Below are 20,186 nucleotides of genomic sequence, written 5' to 3'. Positions count from 1 at the left end.
ACTCACTTTTGAACGATGTACTCAGGGGATGCTACGGCGAGCGCGAGTGCTGACCAGATCCGAGCTTTAAAAGTTGATTCGATTTGAGATGGGGTCGGATTCACCTGCGCGCGGTATTCAATGGAGTTCATAGCTGCAGAGATATCGTTCTTGAGGTCTACAGACATGGTGCCGCCGAAGAGCTTGCGGTTGATGTCGTCGATCAACGCGCTAGGGCTACCAGCCAGTTTTAGCGTGTCGTTAGCCGGGTCGATCGTAAAAGGGAATTGAATGTCGGCCCTCGCTGCAGTGCCGTTATAACCATTCCGCCCGACCCCAGCCCAGAGCGATGTGGAAGCGAATCCGACATAGCCCGCCATGCTCGTTTCGTCCGCAATCTGAAGCTCTGGCGCAACCATCCCTGCAGCAGCTGTAGCGGAACCTGGCAACGTGTAGCCCGGCCGATAGAAATTGAAGACCGAAGGTGCGAACAGCGGACTCTGATTCAAGCCAAACGCTGCCTCACGTGTATCGCCGATGAGGTAATAGCCAGAATCGGACTTCGCGCCATAAGCTCTAAGGAGAGCTGAGAACCGTACGATAGGCTCTTTAACCTTACCGAAGTTGGAACGGGTCACAAAATCCGGATTGCGGGCTTCGTCATCAAGGAGAACCGCCTTGACGGTCTGGCCGATATTCCCGCCGGAACTGATGAACTTGGCCGCAACACGAGCGACGTATTCCTTGGAAGGATTGCTCGTCACGAAACGCTGGATCAGCTGCTTGCTTATAAAAGGGGCGACGTTGGGGTGAGACGCTATGATGTCCAACGCCTGCTTCAAAGTTGCAGCCGGATCTGTCTGCGCAGAAACCGATTTGCCCAAAACCACCTTGGCGGCACTATCATGAAATTTCGGGTAGCCCCGCATCGGAACGGTCCAAGGATCAGCGTAGCCTGGCCGACTTGTAGCACCCCAATATTTGAAACAGTTGTCTGCCGGGTAATCCGGGCAGTCCCAGCTAAACCCCGTGAAAACCCGCGCCAACTCTGCAACATCCGAAGGGCTGTATGTCTCAACTTCCCGTCCCTGTGCATCCCTCTTCGGCGTACCGTCAGAGTTAAGCTGGACCAGTCCAATAGAGAAAAGTTGAAGAATCTCACGGGCGAAGTTTTCGTCCGGCACACGCCCGGTGATTGGATCGGCCTTCTGGTTGCGCAGGTGGGACAGGTAGCAACCCATCATAGGGTGTAACGCGACTGCTTGCAGCAAGTCTCGGTACGAGCCGAAAGCCTGCTTGGTGAGCATGTCGTAGTAGGACGCCATGCCCATCGCGGAACTGAGTCCGCACTGGTCGGCAAACGAGACAACAAATATCTGCGATAGCGCAAAAGCGGTTCGCTGACGCAGCTGGTCAGGGGCTGTCAAAGCCTTTTGCCAGAACCCAAAGAAAAATTGATGCTTCCCACCCGTGGCCGCATTCCGCTCCGTGGCGAGTTGTTGATGACTGATGCCAGTGGGGGTAGCAAGTTGACTGTCGATCCACGCGCCATAGGTGGAAGACTGGATTGCAGTGACGGCAGAGGGAGTTGGCCCGAACGTTGCTTGCGTAAGAAACCGGTGCGCATCCAGGAGCGTTGCTGGGCTTTTTGCGCCAAAGTCTGATAAGACAACGCCGGTGGAGCGCACCACTCCAGCTGCTTGGACGGACTCGTCAGAAGGAGTAGCGCTGTTAAGTGCTGCGGCAGTGGAGCCGCCACCACCGCCGCCGCAGGCGACTAGCGCGGCGGCGACAGTAAGGGCTGCACCGCCAACTAAGAGACGGGAGAACAGGCGGTTGACTGCGTTTGACATGGCGATCTCAGAAGCTGTGCCAGTATTGTCGGCGCCCGCTCGGCAGCGCCTGTGTGCGTATGTCACAAGGGGCGCTCAGCTTACAGCGCCTTACATCTTGCATCAGACTGATGCAGTAGCGCTATTAAACGACTAGGCAAACGGTCTATCAAAAAATTCTCTAAGAAACATTTATGAGCGTTGACCCTCTTTCGACCCATCTCATCACTTGGCGCTTTTAACCAGTTGCTAAGAAGACGCTCGGTGCCCGCTATGGTGGCGGGCGCAACGAAGCCCGCATCTGCCTCTTCAATTTCTCGCCATATGTTGACTTGATCGGAGATCAAAACAGGAACCCCACATGCGGCCGCCTCGGCGACCGCAATACCGAAGTTTTCTTGAAAGGAAGGCAAAATGAATGCGTCTGAAACTCTGAAAGCACCCCACTTCAGCTTGTCGCGCAGCATTCCAGTCCACAAAATTTGATCTGCGACTCCCAATTCGCGCGCTAGGGCCTTCATACGCACAGCATAATCGCCGTCATCTGGCCCAGCGATCACGAGAGCAACAGAGTTTTCACGCATACTTTCGGCATGCGCGGCAAATGCCCTGATAAGCATCTCCACACCTTTTTTCTCGTGAATTCTCCCCAAAAAAAGAAGCACTCTTTTCTTCTTCAAGCCCGGAAAGCGTTCTAAAAACAGCGCCTTTTGAAGGTCGTGCTCGCCCGGAGGCATCGAGGTGCCAAATGGAACAACCACCCCGCGAGCCTTATAAAGCCAGAAAGAACGCCGAGCCAATCGGCGCTCCTCTTCACAGGTAAAGAGGACGGCCTTTGCATCCCTTAGAACGCGATAGTCTGCCCACGGCCAGAACATCCATTTCCTAAAATGCTTGAGCGGATAACGCCGTTTAAACCATGGATCGAGCATTCCATGCGTAAAGACGACGTACGGAACGCCCGTTCCCTTTAGCGCACTCCAAGCACCAAATGAGTGGTATTGCCATATACCGTCAATAACAATCAAATCATATCTAGAAGCGTTAGATTTAATCCAGCCTCTATATGCCGGAGCGTATCCCCACTTGCCAAGATAACGGGGACCCAAAGCGAACACGGGAAGCCCGGCATCCTTTATCCACGGGGCACTCGGTTCGTCCAGGGTGGCTACATGCACCGTGCAACCGCTTGCTTCATACGCACCGGAGAGCTGCTTTAGTGCCTCCACAGGCCCGCCACCGGCTGGATTCATTGATGAAATGCAATGCAGGATCCGCATGAAGTGTTTGAACCTTACAGCTGACTTGTTGACGAAGGCGCGCCCATTCTTCTCAGATTGACATGAGAAAAATACCCTTACATCAGGGGGCTAGTCACACCTTGTAGAACGATCTGTACCAGCATACGAACTGCGACAGTCCGACCGAAAGGCCGGTCTTCGGGATAACTCCAGTCCATTCCTCAAGATTTCGTACTGAAGCAAACGTGGCGGCAACATCTCCGGCTGCCATGGGCTGTAAATTCATCTCTGCACGCACTCCTAGCGCGCCCTCTATGCCGCGAATGAAATCCGTCAACGCCACCGGCTCGCTGTGCCCGATGTTGAACACCCTGTACGGCGCCCATGACGTGGCAGCCGACGGGTTCATCCGGTCAAAGCCCGCATCAGGCTGCGGCGGTCGATCGGCCGTCGCCACCACGCCCGCCACAATGTCATCGATGTACGTGAAGTCGCGCTTCATGTTGCCGTGGTTGAACACCTTGATCGGCTCGCCGGCTAGGATCGCCTTGGTGAACAGGAAGGGCGCCATGTCGGGCCGACCCCAGGGACCATACACCGTGAAGAATCGCAACCCGGTGGTGGGGAGGCCGTAGAGGTGGCTGTACGTATGGGCCATCAACTCGTTGGCCTTCTTGGTGGCCGCGTACAGGCTCACGGGGTGGTCCACCGGGTCGGTCTCGGCAAACGGCATCTTGGTATTGCCGCCATACACGCTCGAGCTGCTGGCATACACCAGGTGCTTCACGCCATGGTGCCGGCAGGCCTCCAGCACGTTCACAAAGCCCACCAGGTTGGACTGCGCGTACGCGTGAGGGTTGGTGATCGAGTACCGCACGCCGGCCTGGGCCGCCAGATGGATGACGGTGTCGAACTGCTCAGCCTCAGCGAGCGCGGCCAGGGCCGCGTTGTCCGCCACGTCCATTTTCACAAACCGGAACGTGCCGCCCGCGGCCTGGATCTCGGCCAGCCGGGCGTGCTTGAGCGCCGGGTCGTAATAGTCGTTGAGGTTGTCGATGCCCACCACTTCGTCGCCCCGCGCCAGCAGGGCGAGCGTGACGTGCATGCCGATGAAGCCGGCCGCGCCGGTCACAAGAATCTTGCTCATGACCCGGATTGTCCGGCACTTCGGTGACACTCAGGCGCGGGCGTCCCCCCAGCGCAGGGAGGTGGTCTCATCACCCTGGTAGGTGGTGCGGCCGTGGCGGTCAACGCAATACACCGGCGAGGCCACCACTTCATCAAACACGGCCCCTTCACCCAGGCGCGTGTACTCGAACAGCACGCTGCGCACCACCTTGCTGCCTTCACGCAGACGGCAGCCGTGGCCGATCCAGGCGGGCCCCTCAATGGTGACGCCCTTCTCAACGCAGGAGCCCGAGCCGATGTACACCGGCCCGGTGATGTTCACCGAATCCCAGTCAACGCTGGTGTTGAGGCCCACCCACACGCCCGGACGCACTTCCTTGCCGGGCATGTCCATCTGGGCGATTTCACCGCGCAGCACGCGTTGGCACACGGCCCAGTAATCGGCCACACGGCCGATGTCGATCCAGTTGAAGAAGCGGCTTTGCGCGTAGAACGGCAGGCCCTTTTCCACCAGCATCGGGAACAGCTGGCTGCCGATGTCGAACTCCTTGCCCGGGGGGATGAGGTCGACCACGGCCGGCTCGAAGATGTAGATGCCAGTGCTGGCCAGGTTCGAGCGGGCTTCTTCGGGGGAAGGCTTTTCCTGGAAGGATTCGACCTTGCCGTCCTTGCCGGCCACGACGATGCCGTAGTTCTTGACCTGATCGCGCGGGACTTCCAGCGTCACGACGCTGGCCAGGGCCTCCTTGGCCTTGTGCTCGAACAGGGCGGCCTTGATGTCGAGGTCGATGATGGCGTCGCCGCACAGGACGATGGTGGTTTCGTCGAAGAAGCCGGAGAAGTCCTGGATGCGGCGCATGCCGCCAGCGGAGCCCAGCGGCTTGGGCACGATCTCGCCGTGCTCACGAACACCTTCATAGGCGTAGCCGATGTTGACGCCGAAGCGGTGACCGTCGCCGAAGTAGTTCTCGATCTTCCAGTGGTTGAACGCCACGTTCACCATGATGTCGGTGACGCCGTAGCGGGCCAGGTGCTCGATGATGTATTCCATCACCGGCTTGCCCAGAATGGGCACCATGGGCTTGGGGGTCTGCTTGGTGAGGGGGCGTACGCGGGTCCCTTGCCCGGCCGCCAGGATCATTGCTTTGGCCATGACGCTGCTTTCAGTCTTGTATGAACGGCCCTGCCGCAACCGGGCGCGGGCCACGGCGAGGCCATGCACGCATCATGCCACCAGCACGCCACAGCGACGAGTAGCCAAACGTGGGACCGGGTGAACGGGTGATTGCATTTGTGAGCGGGCGCTAATGAAGCCCCTTCAGCCCCCGCTCTGAGGGGGCGGCGGCGAGAGGACGGTGTGATTTGATGAATCGCATGAGTGTTCTCCCTCACCGTCGTACTTTTGTTGTCAACGGGCGCTTCATGGGCCGGCCCGTGACCGGTGTGGAGCGGTTTGCCCACGAAACGCTGCGCGCGCTGGACCAGGCCATGCCGCACGCGCTGCCTCACACCGAGTTGCTGGTGGCCGTGCCGCAAGGCGTGCCGGACAAGCTGGGGCTCAAGCATGGCCGGGTGGTGCAGGTGGGTCGACGCCAGGGCCACGCCTGGGAACAGATGGAGCTGGCGCGCTTCCGGCCCGAGTTGCCGTTGCTGAACCTGTGCAACACGGCGCCGCTGCGACGCACCGGGCAGCTGGTGGTCATCCACGACGCCGCCGTGTTCGCGCTGCCGCAGGCCTACAGCTGGCGTTTTCGCCTGGCTTACCGGGTTCTGCATCGTTTACTGGCACATTCCGCCGCGCGCATCCTCACGGTGTCGGCGTTCTCGCAGCAGGAGTTGGCTCGTCATCTCAATGTGCCGGCAGAGCGCATTGGTGTGCTGGCAGCGGGCGGCGACCACATGCTGCGCGTGACGCCCGACGACGGCGTACTGGATCGCCACGGACTTCGCCAGCGGCCGTACGTGCTCGCCGTGAGCAGCAACCACCTGGGCAAGAATTTTGCTGTCGTGGCGCAGGCCATGCTGCGCTTGCAGCGGCCTGACTTCGACGTTGTCATCGCAGGCGGCTTGAACCATGCCGTGTTCTCTCGCTCCGAGCAGTCGCTGCCGCCCTTCATCAAACGGGTGGGCTACGTGTCGGACGGCGAGTTGAACAGCCTGTATCAGCACGCAGCCGTCTTCGTGTTCCCGTCGGTGTACGAGGGATTCGGGCTTCCTCCGCTGGAAGCCATGACGCTGGGGTGCCCGGTGGTGTCGTCGCACGCGGCCTCAATGCCCGAGGTGTGCGGCGATGCCGCCGTGTATTTCGACCCGCATGACCCGGACGCTTGCGTTCGGGCGTTGGATCAGGTGATGAAGTCGGGCCAGGCAGGCCGACAGGACCTGGGTGCACGCAGTCTGGCACGCAGCAAGGAATGGAGTTGGCAACGTGCTGCACAGGCGCTTGCCCATCATCTGAAGGAGATGGCATGACAGCGCAGATCAGACGCGCAGTGCTGGTGGAGCGACCAGCCCCCCGCGTGCGCCCCCTGGCGGGCAAAGCCCCCCGGGTGGCGATCGTGCACGACTGGCTGGAGGTCTATGCCGGCGCAGAGCGGGTGCTCGAGCAGTTGTTGAAGATGTGGCCGGGAGCAGATGTGTTCACGCTGGTGGACTTCCTGCCCGACCAGCACCGCGGCTTTCTGGGTGACAGCACGGTGCACACGTCGTTCATCCAACGTCTGCCTGGTTCTCGCAAGCGTTTCCGGCACTACCTGCCGTTGATGCCCATGGCCATCGAGCAGTTCGACCTCTCGTCGTACGACATCGTGATGTCGTCGAGCTACGCCGTGGCGAAGGGCGTGATCACGTCGGGCAACCAGCTGCATGTGAGCTATGTGCACTCGCCCATCCGCTACGCGTGGGACCTGCAGCATCAGTATCTGCGTGAGGCCCATCTGCAGCAAGGTTTCAAGTCGATGCTGGTGCGGGCCATCCTGCACTACATGCGGCTGTGGGATGTGCGGACCGCACCGAACGTGGACGTGATGCTGGCCAACTCGCGCTACATCGCGCGACGCATCGAGAAGTGCTACGGGCGCGAGGCCGAGGTGATCTACCCTCCGGTGGACACGTCGGGCTTCTCGCTGGTGACGCGCAAGCAGGACTTCTATGTGACGGCATCCCGGCTGGTTCCCTACAAGATGATTCCAGTCATTGCCGAGGCCTTCCGCCTGCTGCCGGACCGCAAGCTGGTGGTGATCGGTGACGGGCCGGACATGGCCCGGCTGCGCGAGGTGGCCGGCCCGAACGTCGAGGTGATGGGGCACCAGCCCGGTGACGTGCTGCGCGCGCATATGCAGAACGCGCGGGCCTTCGTGTTTGCCGCAGAAGAGGACTTCGGCATCACGCCAGTGGAGGCACAGGCCTGTGGCACGCCCGTGATCGCCTATGGCCGTGGCGGCACGCTGGAAACGGTGCTGGCGGTGGGTGAGTGCCCCCGCCCGACCGGCGTCTTCTTTCATGAGCAGACGCCCGAGAGCATTGCCGCGGCCGTGCGGCGCTTCGAATCCATCTCGGATGAGATCCGGCCGGTGGACTGCCGCGACAACGCGCTGCGCTTCTCGACCGAGACGTTCCGGCAATCGATGTCGCAGGCCGTCAACGGTGCGATCCGTGAGTTTGGCTATTGAACCGATGAGAAGGTGAACCATGAGTTTTGCCCAGTTTCTTGCCATCCTGCGTGCGCGCTGGAAGGCGCCCGTCTTCACGCTGGTGTTCCTCGTCACGGTGGCGATGCTGCTGGCGTTCCTGCTGCCGAAGAAGTACACGGCCGAAGGCAGCGTGGTGGTCGAAAGCCGCACGCCAGACCCCATCAACGGGACCCTGATGCCGCAAACAAGCCAGTACCTGTCGACGCAAGTCGACATCGTGCGCAGCGACCGCGTGGCGAAGCGCGTGATCCGCAACCTGAAGCTGCATGAAAGTCAGATGCTGCGCGCCAGCTGGCAGGAGGCCACCGAGGGCCGGGGGGATTTCGAAACCTGGATTGCGGAAAGCCTGCTGAATTCGCTGGAGGTCAAACCCGAGCGCAATTCGAACGTGATCGGCATCAGCTATGTGGCATCGGACCCGAACTTTGCCGCGGCGCTGGTCAACGAGTTCATCAAGGGCTATGTGGACGTGAACCTGGAGCTGCGGGTGTCGCCGGCGAAGCAGTATTCGTCGATGTTCACGGACCAGCTGGCCCAGGCGCGCGAGGCGCTCGAGACGGCGCAGCGCAAGCTGTCGGCCTTCCAGCAGCAGAAGGGCATCGTGGCCACGGACGAGCGCATCGACGTGGAAACGGCCCGGTTAGGTGAGCTCTCGGCGCAGCTGGTGACCTTGCAGGCCGTGACGGCCGATGCGGTCAGCCGCAAGTCGCAGGCCGGCATCAACAGCCCGGATGCGATGAACAGCGCCGTCATCATGGGCCTGAAGGCCGACCTGGCGCGGCAGGAAGCCCGGCTGAAGGAAGAAGGCGACCGCTACGCGGACAACCACCCCGCGATGGGCCGACTGAGGGCCGGCATTGACGAGCTGAAGGCGCGCATCCAGGCGGAGTCGGCCGCGGTGGGGCGCACCAGCGGGGTGTCCGCACAGATCGCGATGCAGCGTGAAGCCCAGACGCGCGCGCTGCTGGACGCCCAGCGCGACAAAGTGCTCAAGCTGAAGGCCACCCGCGATGAGGCCATGCTGCTGGCCAACGATGTGGCCAGCGCCCAGCGGGGCTTCGACGCCATCCAGGCCCGCGTGCAGCAAAGCAGCCTGGAGAGCCGGCTGGATCAGACCAACGTCGCCGTGCTCAAGTACGCGACCGCACCCTACCGCCATTCGTCGCCGCGCAAGCTGCTTTACCTGTTGCAGGCCCTCTTCGTCGGCCTGTTCGTGGGCATCGGCATCGCCGTGGTGCGTGAACTGCGCGACCGCCGCGTGCGGGTGGATCAGGACCTGAGAGAGCTGGTCGGGGCAACGAGCCTGGGCAGCATGCCCGAGGCGCTGACCCGCGCAAGCAAGGCCCTGCCCATGCGCTTTCTCCCCCTGCCCGGCAGCAAGACCTCGGTCCGGCTGCCCAGCCCCTCTGTGTAACACCCTGGCCTCACCATGACGAACCTCGCGGATATGCCGACGCAGACCATCGGCGACATCATTGCCCGCATCAACAGCCTGGATGCGGCGCAGATCGAAACCATCGTGCAGTACCAGAAGAAGCACGGTGTGAAATTCGGGGAGGCGGCTGTGGCCCTGCGCCTGGCGCGGCCGGAAGACGTCGCCTGGGCGCTGTCGGTGCAGTTCAACTACCCCTACGAGGGGCGGGAACCCCAGACACTGGCGCCCGAGCTGGTGGTGGCCACGCGGCCCTTCGAGGCGGCGGCAGAGTTCTTTCGCGACATGCGGTCTCGCCTGCTGTCCACGGTGTTTGCACCTCGCCCTGCCCGCCGTCTGGCACTGGCGGTGTGCAGCACCAACATGGGCGACGGCAAGACGTTCTTCGCCGCCAACTTGGCGGCGTCTTTCAGCCAGCTGCCGGGCCGCACGCTGTTGATCGACGCCGACTTGCGCACCAGCCGATTGCAGTCGCTGTTCGGCACGCCAAACGACGTGGTGGGGCTGAGCTCGACCCTGGCCGGCCGAGGCGAAGTGGATGTGCTGCGTCCCCTGCCCTCCTTGCCCAATCTGTTCCTGCTGCCCGCCGGCGTCACACCGCCCAACCCGCTGGAGCTCGTGCAAGGACATCCGTTCGACGGGCTCATGCAGGAAGTGCTGACCCAGTTCGACCACGTGATCGTCGACACACCAGCCGCTGCACACGGCGCCGACGCCCGCGTGATTGCAGAGAAATGCGGCGCAGCGCTGATGGTGGCGCGCCGGGGCGTGAGCGCGGTGTCCACCACCAAGGCGCTGGTGGAAAGCCTGCAGAAATCGTGTGAGGTCTTCAGTGGCGTGCTGTTCAACGACCACGGTCGGCGCTGAGACACCGCGCGTGCCCCTCATCCGCTCGCTCTGGTTGCGACTGTGGCTGTGCCTCGCCTGCATCCAGATGGGCTTGCCGGCCCACGCTGCGCCAGCGCTGTCTGATCGCCCGATGCGCGCCGGCTTCGGGCTGGTGGTCAAGTTCGACCAGGGCCAGCCGATGGCGCAGCTCGACCTGCTGCCCGAACTGGGCGTGCGTTGGGTTCGAGACGCCGTGCAATGGGTCGACATGGAGCCTCGCGCAGGCGAGTACAAGCCGTTTCCACCCGCCTTCTCGCAACGACTGCAGCGCTATCGGCAGCAGGGCATCGGGGTGATCTACATGCTGGGCTATGCCAACGGCAAGGCCTACCCCGCCACCAAGGAGGCCCCCCGCGCACCGATCGACCCCGAGGCGCTGGGGCGTTATGCAGCCCATGTCACGGGCCTGCTGAAAGCGGCTGGGGTCGACTTCGCCGTCCAGGTGTGGAATGAACCGCACAACTTCCAGATCCTGAAGATGGTGGGCGGGGCCTGGAACGGGCGACCGCCTTCACCCTGGGTGGACCACTATGTGGACATGCTGCGCGCCGTGAGCGAGCACGTGCAGAAAAAGGCGCCCGGCACGCCGGTGATCACCAGCGAGGACGTGCTGGTGAACCACTACTGGTTTGCGCAGCACCCGCGGCTGCCGCAAGGTTTCAAGGGCATCGGGCTGCATGCGTATGCGAACGAGAGCTCGTCCGGCCCCGAAGTGGTCGCGCCGTACGCCGACAGCGAATGGGCCCGGCCATTTCAATTGGTGGACCGCGACCGTGCCTTCGCCACCGCGATCGACCGCCTCAAGCGCCACACCCGCAAGCACACCGGCGTGGAGCCCGAGGTCTGGATCACGGAATGGGGCTTCAAGGTGGACGGCCGCTTTGCAGGCGGGCGCGTCACCGAAGAACTGGTGGCGGCCTTCCTGCCGCGCGCCTATGTGCTGGCCGAAGCGGCCGGTGTGAAGGTGTTGTGCTGGTTCAGCATGCAGGACGCGAACGACGGAGCGTATGGCCTGATCGACCGCGCGGGGCGGCAACGACCGGCCTTCAGGACCTACGTGGCCATGAGCCGCATCGTCGGTGACCTGCGGCTGACGCGACGACTCAGCCCCGGGGGCCAGCAGACCCGCGGCACGCAGGCCTATCTGTTCGAGCACGGAAGCCGTCGCACGCTGATGGTGTGGAGCGCCGACAACGCGTCACGCACGCTGCCGCTGGACCCCGCGTGGTCCGCCACACGCATCCTGGATGCCTACGGCGAGCCAGTGAAGTTGGACGCCAGGGAGGACGTTCGGCAAGCCGAGTTGGGGGCCGCCCCGATCTACATCGAGTTGGGGGCAGGCGGCACGCCGCGCTGGCCTCCGCGCGCGGGAGACTGACGCATGGTCCCGACCCTTTATGGTCTGTTGATGTTCCTCGTGGGCCTGTTCGTCAGCGGACAGGGCATCCTGTACATGGCGGTGATCGCGACGCTGTTCGGCGGCACGGCGGTGGCCTTTGCCACGGCGCTGGGCGGCGCCAACGTGACACCCGCCATGCTGGCCCAGGGCTTCACCGGCCTCAACCTGATGCGACGTGAAGGGCTGCGCGGCTTCCTGCGTCCCGTCGAGTTCGCCACCCCGACGTTCTGGCTGCTGCTGCTCACGGTGTGGGCCATGGCGACGGCCTTCGTCATGCCGCGGCTGCTGCAGGGCCAGTTGATGGTGGCAGGCTTCGACCGCAGCGAGAGCGGCGGCGCGTATCTGGTCGGCCCGCTAGGGCCGGTGTCAATGAACATCACGCAGGCCATGTATGCGTTCCTGGCCTTGATGACCTTCGTGATGACTCGCACCCTGCTGACCCGACCCGGAGCCGGCCTGGCTGCGGCGCGCGCGGTCTTGTGGGCTGCCGGGCTCAACGTGGTGGCCGCCTTGCTCGAAATGGCGCAGTACCAGCTGGGGCTGGTTCCGATTCTGGCCTACCTCAAGAATGCGAACTACGCGATGATGGGTGGCGAGGTGGCCGGCCTGATGCGCATCACGGGCACCTTTCCTGAGACGTCGATGTTCTCGCAGTACACCCTGGCGCTGGTGGCGTTCACCCACACGCTGTGGATGCACGGCGTGCTGCGCGGCTGGGCGCGCACGCTGACGCTGGCCAACCTGTTGCTGTTGCTGCTGTCCACCTCCGGGACCGCCTATGTCAGCCTCGCCATCTGCACGACGGTGGCCTTGCTCTACACCTTCCTGCGCTTGATGCGCGTGGGGCAGATCGGCCCCTACAGCCTGTATCTCAAACTGACCGGCAGCGGCCTGGTGCTGGCCGTGGGGGTGCTGTTGTTCGTGCCGCCGGCACTGGACGCCGTCAGCGACTTTTTCTCGGTGGTGATCGGTCAGAAGCTCACTTCCGACTCCGGGGCCATCCGCGGCGCACTGAACGCCCAGGCCCTGCAGACGTTCGTCGAGTCATTCGGGCTGGGCGCAGGGCTGGGATGCTGCCGGGCATCCAGCTTTGCGCTGGTCGTGCTGTCGAACCTGGGATGGGTGGGGGCCGTGCTGTTCGTCTTCTTCGTCACGCCCATCCTGTTCGGCCGGATTCCCGAGCATCTGGCGTCGACCGACCGGGTCATAGCGATCGGGGCGCGCCGCGCGGTGTTCGCGACGCTGGTCTCCGCCTCCCTGATTGCACTGGTCTACGACCTGGGCTTCCTCTTCTACATCATGGCCGCGCTTGCGTATGTTCCGAAACGGCAGCCCTGATTGCTCAGAAGGCGATGTAGACAGGCCCCATGTCGTGCGTGAGGGTCAGCTGGCGGGTGTTCGAGCTGCCCGCAGCGGTCGTCGGCAGGCTGCCGTCCCAGGCGATGACCTGGGCGGTGGCGGGCACCGAAACCTGCGCGCTGATCTGGTTCGAGTCGAGCCACACCGCGTAGACCACCTTGCCATCGCCCTCCCACTTGAGCCCGTGGACGCGGGCGGGCAAGCCGGTCACAACCCCCCGGTAATCCTTACTTCCGGTCATGGTCTGCAGCTGCTTTGCCGCAACATAAGCCGGCTTGGGTGTGAGACTTGGCGTCAGCATGCCGTAGTTGTACTCGGGGTTGGCCGGGTCGTTGCCCCGGTCCAGCAGCTCGAAGGTCATCATCATCGGCAAGTTCATCGAGATCTGCGTGAGCATGGTCCGCAGCACCATGCGCGCCTGCCAGGTACGGGCACGGATGTCGTGGCCATCGCCAAACGTGGCCGCATTCAGGCCGCCCGACGAGTAGCCCCATTCGGTGCTCCAGACCGGCGCGTTGACGCCTTGCGACTTCAGCAGGTAGCGCAGCGCCGTGAGGTCGCCGGCAAAGGTTTCGGGCGCACCGGTGCGGTACGGGTGGATGGCGAAACCGTCCACATTCGCCAGCTGGCCGGTGCGGGCCAGTTCCAGCACGTAGGGCAGATTGATCCACGACGGACCGCCGTTGAGCACCTTGCGGTTCGGGTCGATGGCCTTGATGGCAGCGACCGTGGGACCCAGCAGGGCGGCATAGGTCTTGGGGTCGCCATCGCGCCAGAAGACGGCGTTGTCCGGCTCGTTCCACACCTCGAACGCCACCACGTTGCGGCCCATCGCGAAGCGGGTGGCCTGACGGGCAAACTCGATGTAGGCGGCGCGGTTGGCCTCGGTGACGGGCGCGCCCCCGCCAAAGTCGGGGTGGCCGTAGTCGAGAATGAACAGCGCCTTCATGCCGTACTTGGCCAGGCGGGTGAGCGCGGTCTCGTAGATCGAGAAATCGAACCGGCCGCCGCTCTGTACCATGTCCCAGAACAGGTCGAAGCGGATCACGTTGAAGCCCGCTTCGGACGCCAGCTTCATGCTGGCGTCGGAGATGCGATAGAACGATGCACCGGTGGCCATCCGGTCGGTGGTGCGGGCCACGACGCCCTTGGACAGCACGGCCTCCTGCCCGGTGAGGCCCACCTCGACAGTGTTGCTCCGCACGAGGCGCACATCATCGAACTGCACCGTGCCGCGCGGACCGACCAGCGCCTGCTGGCCCACCGTGAGCGACACGCCACTGACGCCGCCCTGCAGCACCCCGTTGTTCACGCCCCCCCAGTAGCTGGCAGGCGCCCGCACGGGCACGGAAACCTGGGCCCAGCCGTCGCCCTGCACGCTCTCGATGGTCTGAGACGCGAAGCTGTATTGCAGCGTCTGCCCCGAGGTGTCACGCAGGCGCATGCCCGTGCCCAGCAGCGGTTGCGTCTGGCGCACACGCATGAGCACGCGGGTGCTGTCCGGTGCGGTGACGGCAAACGGCACGCTGAAGTTGCGGGTGCCGGAGACATAACGACCGCAGTTCCATTTCGGAGCGGCGATCACTTCGAGCGTGCTGCAACCGAAGTCGGCGACGACATCGGCATGGCGGTTCTCGAGCGTGCTGCTCATGGCCATCGTGCCGATGGCGCCGGTGAACTCGGGGCCCAGCGAGAACTGCCACTTGGGGACGAGCGCACCGTCGAGCGCGGTGTACGCATTGAAGTCATCCATCACCTCGCCGGCATTGGCCGTCGTGGTGGTGATGTTGTTGAGATAGGTGCGCGTGGTGGAAAGCGTCGAAGAAGCCAGGACAACACCTTGGGCGTCCACGCTCACCTCTGCTTCGGAGGCCGCCAGTTGCGGCGACGCGATCTTGCTTTCGGACCCGCCCCCGCCACCGCCACAGGCGGTCAGACAAGCACAGACAAGGGCCGTGAGCGCCAGCTTCAGCCGGACCGGCGATGAGAGATTCAGGGAGGGTACAGACATGGCAATACAAAATCGAAAGAGCGACGCGGATGCTAAAGACGCACCGGGTGCCGCGCGCACGGGCTTGTATCGCCTTGCAAGTCAGGGTGGACGCCCGCCACGCCGACCATTCGTGCAAGGCATCACGGCCGGTGCCCCGTCGATCGATCCGGGCCGTGCGCCCCGCGGATTCCGGCACGGCCGTTTGCCCAGCACGGATTGGCTCACTGTTACGTCCGGTTTCGGCGTCGGGCAAATCACACGGTAAGACGTCATGAGCGCCCTGCCCTTTCTCCCCGACGCTTGCGTGCAATGGTTGCGCGACCGCGTCCGTGCACGCCGCTTCGACCGCGAACTGGCTCACAGAATGAGCCGACTGGACAACGCCCGCGCCAACCCTGCGGCGGCGCTCGACGCGGTGCTTCTTCAGATCGTTCAACGGCCCGCCATGACGAACCTGCGCAAGGGGGCCCCGGACACCACCTCCGTTCTGAAGGACAAGGCTGAACAGGCGCGATCGCTGCTGGGCAACATCCATATGGAAGACACGCCTGGGGCACTTCTGGCGCTGACGCGCTGGATGGCCTCCGCCGACGCGCGCGATGCAGACTGCTTCCACGCCTACGGTCTGGCGTTCTGCCTGGTGCATGCACCCTTGCTCGATGCCCTGCGCAAAAGGCTCACGCCGCAGGTTGTGATGCACATGACGTGCGAAGCCCGCATCGCGCGCGCGCGGCAGTCAGCCGAAAGCTTTACCGAACTGCAGGCGCAAGGTGTGAGCCAGATCAATGTGGTCGGAAGCGACACTGAGGTACATCGATTCACGTGGGATGACGAACTTGACGCCCTGCGCGTGCCAGTTCCGGACACCTACGATCACCTGGCTGGCAAAGTGGCTGCGGCCTACTTTCTGCTGGGCCTGCTGCCCCATGTGCGCGTTGTCATGAAGGTCGATGACGACCACCGCGCCGGGCATGTTCTGCCGCTGAAACGGGTCCTGAACCGTGCAGCCCGCTGCGAGGCACCCACGCAATGGGGCCACCGTTATCACAGCCCCTATCCGGCAGGGCATAACCGCATCTGGCATCTTGGCAAATGCGGTGAGGCGCACATCAACCACGTGCCGCACACCTACATGGGCGCCATCACCTGGTGTACGGGCGAACACGGCTACGTGCTGAACCGCGCGGCGCTGCTGCGTTTTGTGTGGGCGCATGTTTATTTCGGTGAGCTGGTGCGCACCGCGCTGTACGAAGATGCCTTCGTATCGGACACGCTGGTGCGGCTGGGTGGCCGCATGCGCCCGGCCCCCATGACGCAGGCGCTGCGCGCCGTCGACGCGTACTGAGCACCGTGGAGACCCGAGCATGAAGGCCCAACTTGCCAGAGGCGTGCTGTGGTTGTCGGCGGCCAAGGTCGCCGTGACCGTGCTCGCCTTGTGCAGCACCTTCATCCTGGCCAGACTGTTGACCCCCGAAGACTTCGGGCTGGTGGCGTTGGCGCTCACGATGCTGGAGGTGCTGGCCGCCATCACCGAGCTCTCGCTCGCGTCCTCGCTGATCCACCACGAACAGCCCACGGAAGATCACTTCCACACGGCGTGGACGATGAACCTCATTCGTGGCGGACTGGTGGGGGCCGGCTTTGCGCTCGCCTCGCCCTGGGTGGCTGATCTTTACCACGACGAACGGCTGATCCCGGTGATGTGCTGGATGGGCCTGTCGGTGTTCATCAACGGCGGTGCGAACCCGAAGGTCATCGTGCTGACCCGGCAGCTGGTGTTCTGGCAGGAATTCGTCGTGCTCGTCACGCAGAAGCTGGCGGGCGTCGTTGCCAGCATCGTGGTCGCGCTTGTCTTCCGAAGCCATTGGGCGTTGGTGGTGGGGCTTCTGTGCACACAGGTGGCCGGCGTGGTCAGCTCCTATGTCGTCGTCCCCTACCGTCCTCGGTTCTCACTGATCCATGTGCGGGATCTGTTGTCGTTCTCGGTGTGGCTGTCGCTCGGGCAGATCGTCAACACGCTGAACTGGCGACTGGACCACCTGATCATCGGTGCCCGCATGGGCGCCCGTGCACTGGGCCTGTACACCGTAGGCGACAAGCTCGCGGCCCTGGCCACACGCGAGACCATCGGCCCGATCGAGCAGGCACTGTTCCCCGGTCTGCGCGCCGTGGTGCACGAGCCCGAGCGGCTCAAGCGGGGCTACCTGCGCGCCCAGGCCGTCATTGCCGCCGCCGCGATGCCGGTCGGAATGCTGTTTGCGTTGCAGGCCGAGGTCGTGGTTCGATTGGTGCTGGGCGAGAAGTGGCTGGATGCCGTGATCGTCGTGCAGATGCTGGCCGCTGTGTTTGCCTTGCAGACGGTGGCCTCGCCCGTGCGCCCCCTGGCCATGGCGCTCGGCGCCACGCGCCTGCTCTTCATGCGCGACCTCGCGATGTTCGCCGTGCGTGTGCCCATCATCGCCGCAGCAGCGTGGTATGGCGGCCTGCTGATGGTGCTGCAGGCGCGGGCGATCACCGGCCTGGCCACCATCGTGCTGAACATGACCGTGGTCCGCCAACTTGCGGGCCTCTCGCTCACAGCCCAGCTGCGCAGCACCGAGCGCTCCCTGGTCAGCGCGGTGGTGGCGGGCGCCGTGGTGTGGGCCGCGCAAACCCCGAGCGGGGCCGGATGGAGCTGGCTCCACCTGGCCGGTGAACTGGCTGCTGTCAGCGCGCTGGGTGTGGCGGTCTACGGCGCCATGCACCTGGTGCTGTGGTCGCTGGCCTCGCGTCCCCCCGGGCCCGAAACCGAATTGCTGAGCCTGCTCGACAAGCTGCGCCACAAGTTCCTCCCCCATCAGGTGAGCACCCATGACCAATGAGAACACCCCGTTCATCCAGTCGCAGATCGCCTTGTTGCGCAAGACCTTCCGCACCCTGCTGGCACCCGGCGAAGACTACGCACTGGTCGACTTTCCAGACCACGGCAACGTCGGAGACAGCGCCATCTGGCTCGGCGAAATCGAGGTGTTGCTCGACCTGCAGGGCAAGCCGCCGCGCTACGTGTGCGAATGTGAAAGCTACGACCCCGCTGCCCTGCGCGCCGCACACCCGGAAGGCCCCATCCTCATCCACGGCGGCGGCAATCTGGGCGACCTGTGGATGCGGCACCAGAGCCTGCGCGAACGGGTGATCCAGGACTTCCCTGGACGTCGCATCATTCAGATGCCCCAGTCGATCTTCTTCCAGAGCCCCGACCGCGCCCGGCATTTCTGGGATCTGGCCCAGCGCCACGGGGATGTTCATGTGCTGACACGCGACCAGCGCAGCCATTCGGAGGCGCGGGCGGCACTGGGCGACCAGTGTGGGCTGTGCCCCGACGCCGCATTCGGGCTGGGTGAGCTGTCGGCCCACCATCCGCCCAAAGCCGGGGTGTTCTGCCTGATCCGGCAGGACGCCGAGCAATCGGGCTTCGACTTCGCGCCGGTGCTGGCCCGTCCGGGCGTCATGGCGGCAGACTGGCTCGATGAGCCAGCGGCGATGTCACGCATGGTGAAGATGCACTCCGCCCTGAAAGCGTTGACGGCCGGTCGGAGCGGTGCACAGCGCGTGCGTCTTGCCAAATACCAGCGGCTCGCGCAGGCGCGTCTCGACCGAGGCGTGCGCCTGCTCGAACAGGGAGAGCACGTGCTGACCGATCGCTTGCATGCACACATCCTCTCGGTGCTGCTGGGCAAGCCCCACGCGGTGCTGGACAACAACTACGGCAAGATCCACGGCTACATGGCCGCGTGGACACGCGAAGCGCCCACCGCCCGGCCCGTGCACTCGGTAGACGAAGCGCTGGCCGTGTTCAAGGCGTGGGGGGTGTAAGCCTCGCGACAGGGTGCATGCCGATCAGGCTGGTCGTGAAGGTGATCGGCATCTCGGGCGCCCGGCCCTGGGTGTACCGCTCCACCATGTGGTCCTGCATCGCAATGAACTGGTAGGGCCGATGCCAGTAAAAGCGCTCGGCATACCCTTGCTGTGCGCTCTGGAAGGTGTCCGCGCTCACCCCGCGATAGCCCTGCGCCTCGGTGCTGCCCATGAGGTTGACGAGACTGAGCAGCGCCACCCCCACCGCCATGCTGGCGGCCACGGGAGCCCAACGGCGACGGGCCGGGAGCCCCCCTTCGTCGGGCCGCCTGAGCGTGAGCACGAACACCACCAGCAATTGCGGATAGAGCAAGCGCTCGCCCGGGTTGACGATCTGCAGCGCCGTGGCCGGCACCAGCAGGTACGCCGCCCCGAGCACCACCGCGACGGCGCGCAGCGCGGCATGGTGCGCCACCGCGGGGCGCTTCAGCGCCAGCACCTGCATCCTCAGCAGCACAACGGCCGCCGCCAAGTTGGCCGCGCACCCCAGCCAGAACAGGGACGGCAGACGCCCCAGATCGGAGAGGTCGCCGATCATGAAATTCTGGTAGGGGCCGGCCTTGCTCAAAGTGTAGAACTTGTACGCCAGGAAGCGGACATCGCCATAGCTGACGGGCGTGTGCAGGGCCGGCATGGCATCGTTGGATTTGGCCAGCAGGTACCACAGCGTGAGCAGGCCGGCAGGGACCATGGCAATCACGTAGTGCAACACCGCACGACGCGAGCGGTACAGCGCCTGCATCCCCGACAACACGCCGAACGCCAGCAGGCAGAAGCCATGGCAGGCAAAGGCGAGCAGTGACACGCCGCACACCACACGCGGATCCCGCTGACGGTCATCGGGAAGGGAGAGATAGGCCATCAGAACCAGCAAGCCACACTGGTAGTTCAGATAGCCGCTCCAGAAACTGGAGTTGCACACGATGCACACCAGCAGCGCCGGGTAGGCCAATTCGGGCCGCAATCGGTTGGCCTCGACAAAGCGATAGGCCAGCCATGCCGCCACCACCAGATACGCCGTCACGGTGCACCGCGCCGCAGCGACCGGGCTCATGAAGAAGTTGAGGCCCGTCATCCACAGCTGCGAGGTGATGTACGGAACGGGGTAGTCGCGCAGATAGAACACCGCGCTGCCCGTGCCGTCCAGCAAGGTGCGCGTGATGAAGGCCTGGTAGGCCCATTCGTTGAAATCGGCCAGCGGCAGATAGCGAAACCACCAGATCACCAGCAGCAGAACTGCGCCATACGCACCGGGCAACAGCATGCGGGCGTGGCGACGGTCGACGGTGGGGACGAAGGTGGTACCGGGTGCCTGCATGATGGGGTTCTGGGGTCGCTCGGGTCGGGTT

Annotated in this window: 14 protein-coding genes and 1 pseudogene; 9 read left to right on the top strand and 6 right to left on the bottom strand. The window is 63.9% G+C overall.

Annotated features, from left to right (window positions below; genetic code table 11):
• Nucleotides 1–2: 2 nt before the first annotated feature.
• From Q0Z44_RS08480 to Q0Z44_RS08465, 4 genes are all read right to left on the bottom strand, one after another.
• Nucleotides 3–1,832, bottom strand: coding sequence for a DUF1800 domain-containing protein (locus Q0Z44_RS08480; RefSeq protein WP_298011746.1), 1,830 nt, complete (start codon nt 1,830–1,832; stop codon nt 3–5).
• An 80-nt stretch (nt 1,833–1,912) separates the two neighbouring features.
• Nucleotides 1,913–3,091 (bottom strand): glycosyltransferase, encoded by a 1,179-nt coding sequence (locus Q0Z44_RS08475; protein WP_298011745.1) that lies wholly within the window; start codon nt 3,089–3,091, stop codon nt 1,913–1,915.
• Nucleotides 3,092–3,185: 94 nt separating this feature from the next.
• On the bottom strand, nt 3,186–4,199 hold the full coding sequence (locus Q0Z44_RS08470; RefSeq protein WP_298011744.1) for an NAD-dependent epimerase: 1,014 nt from the start codon (nt 4,197–4,199) through the stop codon (nt 3,186–3,188).
• Nucleotides 4,200–4,229: 30 nt separating this feature from the next.
• Nucleotides 4,230–5,333: an NDP-sugar synthase gene (locus Q0Z44_RS08465; protein WP_109037460.1), complete on the bottom strand. Its 1,104-nt coding sequence runs from the start codon at nt 5,331–5,333 to the stop codon at nt 4,230–4,232.
• Between the two features lie 221 nt (nt 5,334–5,554).
• Here Q0Z44_RS08465 and Q0Z44_RS08460 point away from each other — a divergent pair, with 221 nt between their 5' ends.
• The 6 genes and pseudogenes from Q0Z44_RS08460 to Q0Z44_RS08435 all read left to right on the top strand — a co-directional run bounded on the left by Q0Z44_RS08460 (nt 5,555) and on the right by Q0Z44_RS08435 (nt 12,929).
• Entirely contained in the window at nt 5,555–6,652 is a 1,098-nt protein-coding gene (locus Q0Z44_RS08460; protein WP_159098982.1) for a glycosyltransferase family 1 protein, read from the top strand.
• Between the two features lie 59 nt (nt 6,653–6,711).
• Nucleotides 6,712–7,803, top strand: a pseudogene (locus tag Q0Z44_RS08455) (glycosyltransferase family 4 protein); the annotation flags it as partial.
• 67 nt (nt 7,804–7,870) lie between these two features.
• The gene (gene epsF, locus Q0Z44_RS08450; RefSeq protein ID WP_109037463.1) at nt 7,871–9,286 is read left to right on the top strand and encodes a chain length determinant protein EpsF; all 1,416 of its coding nucleotides are present in this window, start codon (nt 7,871–7,873) and stop codon (nt 9,284–9,286) included.
• A gap of 15 nt (nt 9,287–9,301) precedes the next feature.
• Complete coding sequence (locus Q0Z44_RS08445) at nt 9,302–10,171, top strand: polysaccharide biosynthesis tyrosine autokinase (RefSeq protein ID WP_109037464.1); 870 nt, start codon at nt 9,302–9,304, stop codon at nt 10,169–10,171.
• 10 nt (nt 10,172–10,181) lie between these two features.
• On the top strand, nt 10,182–11,570 hold the full coding sequence (locus Q0Z44_RS08440) for a hypothetical protein (protein WP_298011743.1): 1,389 nt from the start codon (nt 10,182–10,184) through the stop codon (nt 11,568–11,570).
• Between the two features lie 3 nt (nt 11,571–11,573).
• The gene (locus tag Q0Z44_RS08435; protein ID WP_298011741.1) at nt 11,574–12,929 is read left to right on the top strand and encodes a hypothetical protein; all 1,356 of its coding nucleotides are present in this window, start codon (nt 11,574–11,576) and stop codon (nt 12,927–12,929) included.
• 4 nt (nt 12,930–12,933) lie between these two features.
• Here the strand turns inward: Q0Z44_RS08435 and Q0Z44_RS08430 are convergent, their stop codons facing one another.
• A complete protein-coding gene (locus tag Q0Z44_RS08430; RefSeq protein WP_298011740.1) occupies nt 12,934–14,961 on the bottom strand; it encodes a cellulase family glycosylhydrolase in 2,028 nt (675 codons plus the stop codon).
• A 253-nt stretch (nt 14,962–15,214) separates the two neighbouring features.
• Between Q0Z44_RS08430 and Q0Z44_RS08425 the strand changes: the two genes are divergently transcribed.
• Genes Q0Z44_RS08425 through Q0Z44_RS08415 form a run of 3 tightly spaced genes read left to right on the top strand, consistent with a single transcriptional unit; the run spans nt 15,215 to nt 18,795 of the window.
• Nucleotides 15,215–16,288, top strand: a complete 1,074-nt coding sequence (locus tag Q0Z44_RS08425) for a hypothetical protein (RefSeq protein ID WP_298011739.1) — start codon at nt 15,215–15,217, stop codon at nt 16,286–16,288.
• A 19-nt stretch (nt 16,289–16,307) separates the two neighbouring features.
• Entirely contained in the window at nt 16,308–17,804 is a 1,497-nt protein-coding gene (locus tag Q0Z44_RS08420; RefSeq protein ID WP_298011738.1) for a lipopolysaccharide biosynthesis protein, read from the top strand.
• Nucleotides 17,794–18,795, top strand: coding sequence for a polysaccharide pyruvyl transferase family protein (locus Q0Z44_RS08415; protein ID WP_109037470.1), 1,002 nt, complete (start codon nt 17,794–17,796; stop codon nt 18,793–18,795). The genes Q0Z44_RS08420 and Q0Z44_RS08415 overlap by 11 nt, the downstream gene beginning before the upstream one ends.
• On the opposite strand, the gene Q0Z44_RS08410 is transcribed toward Q0Z44_RS08415, so the two are convergent.
• Nucleotides 18,776–20,155: a hypothetical protein gene (locus tag Q0Z44_RS08410; RefSeq protein WP_298011737.1), complete on the bottom strand. Its 1,380-nt coding sequence runs from the start codon at nt 20,153–20,155 to the stop codon at nt 18,776–18,778. The two genes, Q0Z44_RS08415 and Q0Z44_RS08410, sit on opposite strands and share 20 nt — an antisense overlap.
• Nucleotides 20,156–20,186 lie beyond the last annotated feature (31 nt).

Origin of the sequence: uncultured Aquabacterium sp., assembly GCF_947366995.1 — a bacterium.
Lineage (GTDB): Bacteria > Pseudomonadota > Gammaproteobacteria > Burkholderiales > Burkholderiaceae_C > Aquabacterium.
The sequence above is the reverse complement of the archived record's forward strand: the minus strand, read 5'-3'. Positions and strand labels throughout refer to the sequence as shown.

What these genes read in the sequence shown, in the direction of transcription:
- Q0Z44_RS08480 (WP_298011746.1), bottom strand. Translation starts at nt 1,832, where the DNA reads ATGTCAAACGCAGTCAACCGCCTGTTCTCCCGTCTCTTAGTTGGCGGT.
- Q0Z44_RS08475 (WP_298011745.1), bottom strand. Translation starts at nt 3,091, where the DNA reads ATGCGGATCCTGCATTGCATTTCATCAATGAATCCAGCCGGTGGCGGG.
- Q0Z44_RS08470 (WP_298011744.1), bottom strand. Translation starts at nt 4,199, where the DNA reads ATGAGCAAGATTCTTGTGACCGGCGCGGCCGGCTTCATCGGCATGCAC.
- Q0Z44_RS08465 (WP_109037460.1), bottom strand. Translation starts at nt 5,333, where the DNA reads ATGGCCAAAGCAATGATCCTGGCGGCCGGGCAAGGGACCCGCGTACGC.
- Q0Z44_RS08460 (WP_159098982.1), top strand. Translation starts at nt 5,555, where the DNA reads ATGAGTGTTCTCCCTCACCGTCGTACTTTTGTTGTCAACGGGCGCTTC.
- epsF (WP_109037463.1), top strand. Translation starts at nt 7,871, where the DNA reads ATGAGTTTTGCCCAGTTTCTTGCCATCCTGCGTGCGCGCTGGAAGGCG.
- Q0Z44_RS08445 (WP_109037464.1), top strand. Translation starts at nt 9,302, where the DNA reads ATGACGAACCTCGCGGATATGCCGACGCAGACCATCGGCGACATCATT.
- Q0Z44_RS08435 (WP_298011741.1), top strand. Translation starts at nt 11,574, where the DNA reads ATGGTCCCGACCCTTTATGGTCTGTTGATGTTCCTCGTGGGCCTGTTC.
- Q0Z44_RS08430 (WP_298011740.1), bottom strand. Translation starts at nt 14,961, where the DNA reads ATGTCTGTACCCTCCCTGAATCTCTCATCGCCGGTCCGGCTGAAGCTG.
- Q0Z44_RS08425 (WP_298011739.1), top strand. Translation starts at nt 15,215, where the DNA reads ATGAGCGCCCTGCCCTTTCTCCCCGACGCTTGCGTGCAATGGTTGCGC.
- Q0Z44_RS08420 (WP_298011738.1), top strand. Translation starts at nt 16,308, where the DNA reads ATGAAGGCCCAACTTGCCAGAGGCGTGCTGTGGTTGTCGGCGGCCAAG.
- Q0Z44_RS08415 (WP_109037470.1), top strand. Translation starts at nt 17,794, where the DNA reads ATGACCAATGAGAACACCCCGTTCATCCAGTCGCAGATCGCCTTGTTG.
- Q0Z44_RS08410 (WP_298011737.1), bottom strand. Translation starts at nt 20,155, where the DNA reads ATGCAGGCACCCGGTACCACCTTCGTCCCCACCGTCGACCGTCGCCAC.